At 70.0% G+C, this 4,809-nt stretch carries 3 protein-coding genes and 2 pseudogenes; all 5 read right to left on the bottom strand.

Annotation, left to right across the window (positions count from 1 at the left end; all coding sequences use genetic code 11):
• Nucleotides 1-406: pseudogene (locus AB8Z36_RS31160) on the bottom strand (hypothetical protein); the annotation flags it as partial.
• Nucleotides 407-572: 166 nt separating this feature from the next.
• Nucleotides 573-1,454, bottom strand: coding sequence for a carbohydrate ABC transporter permease (locus AB8Z36_RS31155; RefSeq protein WP_369216739.1), 882 nt, complete (start codon nt 1,452-1,454; stop codon nt 573-575).
• Nucleotides 1,451-2,710: a carbohydrate ABC transporter permease gene (locus AB8Z36_RS31150; protein WP_440582042.1), complete on the bottom strand. Its 1,260-nt coding sequence runs from the start codon at nt 2,708-2,710 to the stop codon at nt 1,451-1,453. The genes AB8Z36_RS31155 and AB8Z36_RS31150 overlap by 4 nt, the downstream gene beginning before the upstream one ends.
• Nucleotides 2,711-2,801: 91 nt before the next feature.
• On the bottom strand, nt 2,802-4,190 hold the full coding sequence (locus tag AB8Z36_RS31145) for an ABC transporter substrate-binding protein (protein ID WP_369216738.1): 1,389 nt from the start codon (nt 4,188-4,190) through the stop codon (nt 2,802-2,804).
• Nucleotides 4,191-4,389: 199 nt separating this feature from the next.
• Nucleotides 4,390-4,809, bottom strand: a pseudogene (locus AB8Z36_RS31140) (hypothetical protein); the annotation flags it as partial.

Genomic DNA, 4,809 nt, shown 5'->3' with positions numbered 1-4,809 from the left:
GTCCGGGCCTGCGGCGTACGCSCCCTTCGGCGTCGCGCGTCTCGACGGTGAGCCGCCAGACGCCGTCCCGCATGTCCCGCAGGGTGACCGTGGCGGTGAGCAGCGGGACGCCCGCGGTGTGCGTCTCGTGGGCCAGGGGGACGGCGACCCTGCGGGGGCCGCGGGTGATCAGCAGCCGGGCGCGGTCCGGGTCTCCGGCGGCCGTGGCGTCGAGGGCGAGGTTGAGCGTCCTGCTGTCCCGGAGCGAGAGGTGCACGGGCGTCAATAGGGGCTCGGCCCGGCCGCGCGTCCGCCCGGCGGCGGCCCGCTCCAGGCGGAACCGCGTGCCGCGCGCGGCGGCGCGCAGGCTGCGCGGAAGCGGCGGGGGCCCGGAGAGGCGCGGGGGCATGATCCCAATGCGGTGCATTGGCCCACTTTGCCCCGGCCCTGCGCCGTGCCCTCTCGCTCATCGGGCGTGTTGTACGAAAATAGGATCAGTTAGATCCATTCGGACGAATGTGGCGGATGCGGCGATTACTCCACCGCACCCGCCGTCACGTCACCACCCTGCCGTCACTTCACCGCACCCGCCGTCATYTCACCGCGCCCGCCATCACGCCTGACACGAACTGGCGCTGGAAGGCGAAGAACACGGCCAGCGGGATCACCATCGAGATGAACGCGCCCGGGGCCAGCACCTGCACGTTGTCGCCGAAGAACCGCACCTGCTGCTGGAGCGCGACGGTGATCGGCGGATTCTTGGAGTCGGMGAAGATCAGCGCGATCAGCATGTCGTTCCAGACCCAGAGGAACTGGAAGATGCCGAGCGAGGCGATCGCGGGCGCCCCCAGCGGCATCACGACCCGGAAGAACAGCCGCAGTTCGCCCGCGCCGTCGAGCCGCGCCGCCTCCAGCAGCTCACGCGGGATCTCCGCGAAGAAGTTCCGCAGCAGGAAGATCGCGAACGGCAGCCCGAACGCCACATGGAAGGTGATCACGCCGATCGTCGTCTCGAAGATGCCGATCTTGCCGAAGAGGTCGGCGATCGGCACCAGCGCCACCTGCACGGGCACCACGAGAAGACTCACCACCCCGAGGAACCACCAGTCGCGGCCCGGGAACTCCATCCACGCGAAGGCGTACCCGGCGAGCGAGCCGATGACCACCACGAGCAGCGTCGCCGGGACGGTGATCATGACGCTGGTCAGGATCGAGTCGGTGATCGTCTCGTCCTTGAGCAGGTTGGTGTAGTTCTCCAGCGTCAGCTGCGAGGGCGCCGAGAACGCCTTCCACCAGCCGCTCTCGCTCATGTCCGCCGGTGTGCGGAACGAGCCGATCAGCAGCCCGATCGTCGGCACCAGCCAGAAGAGCCCCACGAGCACCAGGAACACCCGCAGCGCCGTACTGCCGAGGAGGGACGCGATCCGCCCGCCCACGGACTGCTTCGCCTTGACCACGTCGACCTGGACGGTCATCGCCTGCCCTCCCGCCGCATGCGCCGGATGTTGAACGCCATCACCGGGATGACCAGGAGGAAGAGCAGCATCGCGATGGCGCTCGCCACTCCCAGGTCCTTGTCGAGGAACGCCGAGTTGTACAGCTGCACCGCCAGGACGTTCGCCTCGTCCTTTGAGGAGCCCGGCGCGATCACGAAGACCAGGTCGAAGATCTTCAGTACGTTGATCACGAGCGTGACCAGCACGACCGCGAGGACCGGGGCGAGCAGCGGCACCGTCACCCGGCGGAAGACCTGCCACTCGTTGGCACCGTCCACGCGCGCCGCCTCCAGGAGCTCGCGTGGCACGCTCGCCAGGCCCGCCGCGATCAGGACCATCGCGAAGCCCGCCCACATCCACAGGTAGGAGCCGATGATCGAGGGCGTGATCAGCGTGGGACCGAGCCACTCGATGCCGTTGTACGGCTCACGGAAGTTCGACGCCGGGTAGCGCAGATGCGCCCCGTCCGCCGCCTTGGGCAGCGCGAACGTGCCGTCGGCCGTCGCCTCGGTGGACGCGACCACCTCGCCGTTCCTGACCGCCTCGATCTTGATGCCGTCGTAGCCGAGCTCGGCGGTGTCGGGGACGTTGACCTCGCCGCGGCCCTTGCCGCGCGTGAAGTCCTGCCAGGCCGTCCCGGTGACCCGACCGGGGTCGGCCTTCGCGGGCTTCGCCGCCTCGGCGCCGTCCGGCATGGTGTCCGGCGCGACGCCGACCAGCGGCAGCACCACCGGAGTGCCCGCCCGCACCGGCTCACGGGTGATGAAGGCGCCGCCCTCCTCGTTCCGCAGGGGCGACTTCGCGCTGGGATGCGCCTGGGGGAACGCCGAGGACTCGGCGAACGTGTCGTGCACGCTCACCGCCACCGCGTTGGCGACCCCCCGGTCGGGGTCCGACTCGTACACGAGCCGGAAGATGATGCCCGCGGCGAGCATGGAGATCGCCATCGGCATGAAGATGATGAGCTTGAACGCCGTGCCCCAGCGCACCCGTTCGGTCAGCACGGCGAAGATCAGGCCGAGCGCGGTCGCGACGGTCGGTGCCACGACCACCCAGATCGCGTTGTTCTTGATGGCGGTCCGGATGCTGTCGTCCGTGAACAGCGTCTCGTAGTTGTCGAACGCCGCGAAGTCGCCCGACGTGTCGAAGAAGCTGCGGAACAGCGAGTACCCGATGGGGTAGAGGACGAGCGCGCCGAGCAGCACCAGGGCGGGCAGCAGGAACAGCACCGCCATCGTCCTGCTGGTGCCGGTCACGCTCTTGCGCGGGGTCGGGGCCGGCGGCACCGCTTCGGGGGTGCCGCCGGCGTTCACGGACGCCACCGCGTCAGTCCTTGTAGGCCTTGGCGGCGGCCGTCTCCAGTACCTGCTGGGTGCCCGCGACGTCCTTGGGGTTCTTCAGGAAGTCCTGGAGCGCCTTCCATTCGCCCTTGCCCGGCGTGCCGCCGAAGGACTGCGGTGCCTGGTCGGACATGTCGAAGCGGATGTCGTCACCGGCCGCGATCAGGTTCTTGGCGATCTTGCGCTGCACGTCGTTGGGGTAGACGGAGAGGTCCAGGGCCTTGTTCGGCGAGATGAAGCCGCCCGCCTCGGCCCAGATCTTCGCCGACTCCGGCGAGGCCAGGAACGTGAGCAGCGCCTGCGCGCCCTTGCTGTCCTTCAGCGCCACGGCGGCGTCACCGCCGACCACCGCCGGGGACTCTGAGCCGACCGCGGGGAAGGGGAACACCTTGGCGTCCGTGCCCACCTTCGCCTTGGTCTCCGAGATCGCCAGCGACACCATGTCGCCCTCGAAGACCATGCCCGCGTCGGGCTGGTCACCGCCCTTGAAGACCTGCTTCACGGAGGCCGGGAACTCGGTCTGGAGCGCCTTGTCCGCACCGCCCGCGACGAAGCCCTTCTTGCCCCACAGCCCGCCGAGCGTGGTCAGCGCGTTCTTGACGGTCGGGTCCGTCCACTTGATCTTGTGCTGGGCCAGCTGGTCGTACTTCTCGGGGCCCGCCTGCGAGAGGTAGATGTTCTCGAACCAGTCGGTGAGGGTCCACGCGTCGGCGCCCGCCACCGATACCGGCGGCACCCCCGAGTCGTAGACCGTCTGGGCCGTCTTCATGAAGCCGTCCCAGTTCTTGGCCTCGGCGACGCCCGCGTTCTCGAAGACCTTCGTGTTGTACCAGATCAGCGACTTGTTGGCGGCCTTGAAATACACGCCGTACTGCTTGCCGTCGACCGCGCCGAGGTCCCGCCAGCCCTTCGCGTAGTTCTTGTCGAGCTGCTTCTGCGCCTCGGGGCCGACCGGCTTGGCCCACTTGTTGGCCACGGCCTGGTCGATCGCGCCGACCTGCGGCAGCATCGCGACGTCCGGCGGCTGGCCGCCCGCGACCTTGGATTCCAGGAAGCTGATGATGGGGTCCTGCGCGGGCACGAAGGAGACGCTGGCGCCCGTCCGCTTCTCGAACTCGTCGAGCACCTTCAGAAAGACCTTGCGCTCCGTGCCGCCCCAGACCGCCGCCACGGAGACGCTCTCCCCGTCCAGCTTGGGCAGTTTCAGCGCCGACGCGGATTCCTTGTCCCCGCCGTCGCCTCCGTCGTCGCCCTTGTCGTCGCCACCGCACGCGGTGACGGTCAGCGCGAGGGCGCCCGCGACGACGGCCGCGCCGACCCTGGCGGTGGTACGCCGATGTAGCGAAGCCCTGCGTGTACGAAGAGTGCTGCGCATCACTGCCCCGTTCTCTTCCCTGGCGAGTCCCGTTGCGGTCTGGTGTACGCCCGCGCGGGGAGGGGCGGCAAGATGGCCTGCGCTGTCAACTCGTTGATCGTAATGGCGTTGTGACGTGGCGTCATGCCGCGGGAAGCGGTCTTTTCACCCCACGGGTGCGGATAGCCACCACAGGGGCCCGGCGGGGCGGCGGCCCCGCTCACAGTAAAGACGGCACCTGCTCCGCCGACACGGAACGCGCGGCCCGCTCCAGGGCGCTCGCCAGCAGCGCGAGGTCCGTCGGGCCGTTGCCCAGCTCCCGCACGGGCCGCCTGGCCGGCGGATCGCCCATCCGCTCCCACTCCAGCGGCACCACCGTGGGCCGCAGCGTCGCCGTACGGGGAATGCGTCCCGTGACCCGGCCCGCCTGGAAGGGTGTGGCGCGGCCGTCCGGTGAGCGCAGCTCGCCCCGCCCGGGGGCCGGTTCCTCGGGGCCCGCCGTCACCGCGTCGAGCGCCACGCGCAGCGAGGCCCGCTGCCCCAGCTCGGTCTCCGGCATCCGCTCGCTGCGCCCGGTGGACGCCACGAGGTGCACCCCGAGCCGCTCGCCGTCCCGCGCCMCGGMSKCMRGGGCGCGGAC

Source organism: Streptomyces flavofungini (assembly GCF_041028215.1).
Taxonomy (GTDB): domain Bacteria; phylum Actinomycetota; class Actinomycetes; order Streptomycetales; family Streptomycetaceae; genus Streptomyces; species Streptomyces flavofungini_B.
This window is presented reverse-complemented; position numbering and strand designations above follow the sequence as displayed.

Excerpts from the sequence above, each read along its gene's own strand:
- AB8Z36_RS31145 (WP_369216738.1), bottom strand. The coding sequence starts at position 4,190 with ATGCGCAGCACTCTTCGTACACGCAGGGCTTCGCTACATCGGCGTACC.
- AB8Z36_RS31150 (WP_440582042.1), bottom strand. The coding sequence starts at position 2,710 with ATGGCGGTGCTGTTCCTGCTGCCCGCCCTGGTGCTGCTCGGCGCGCTC.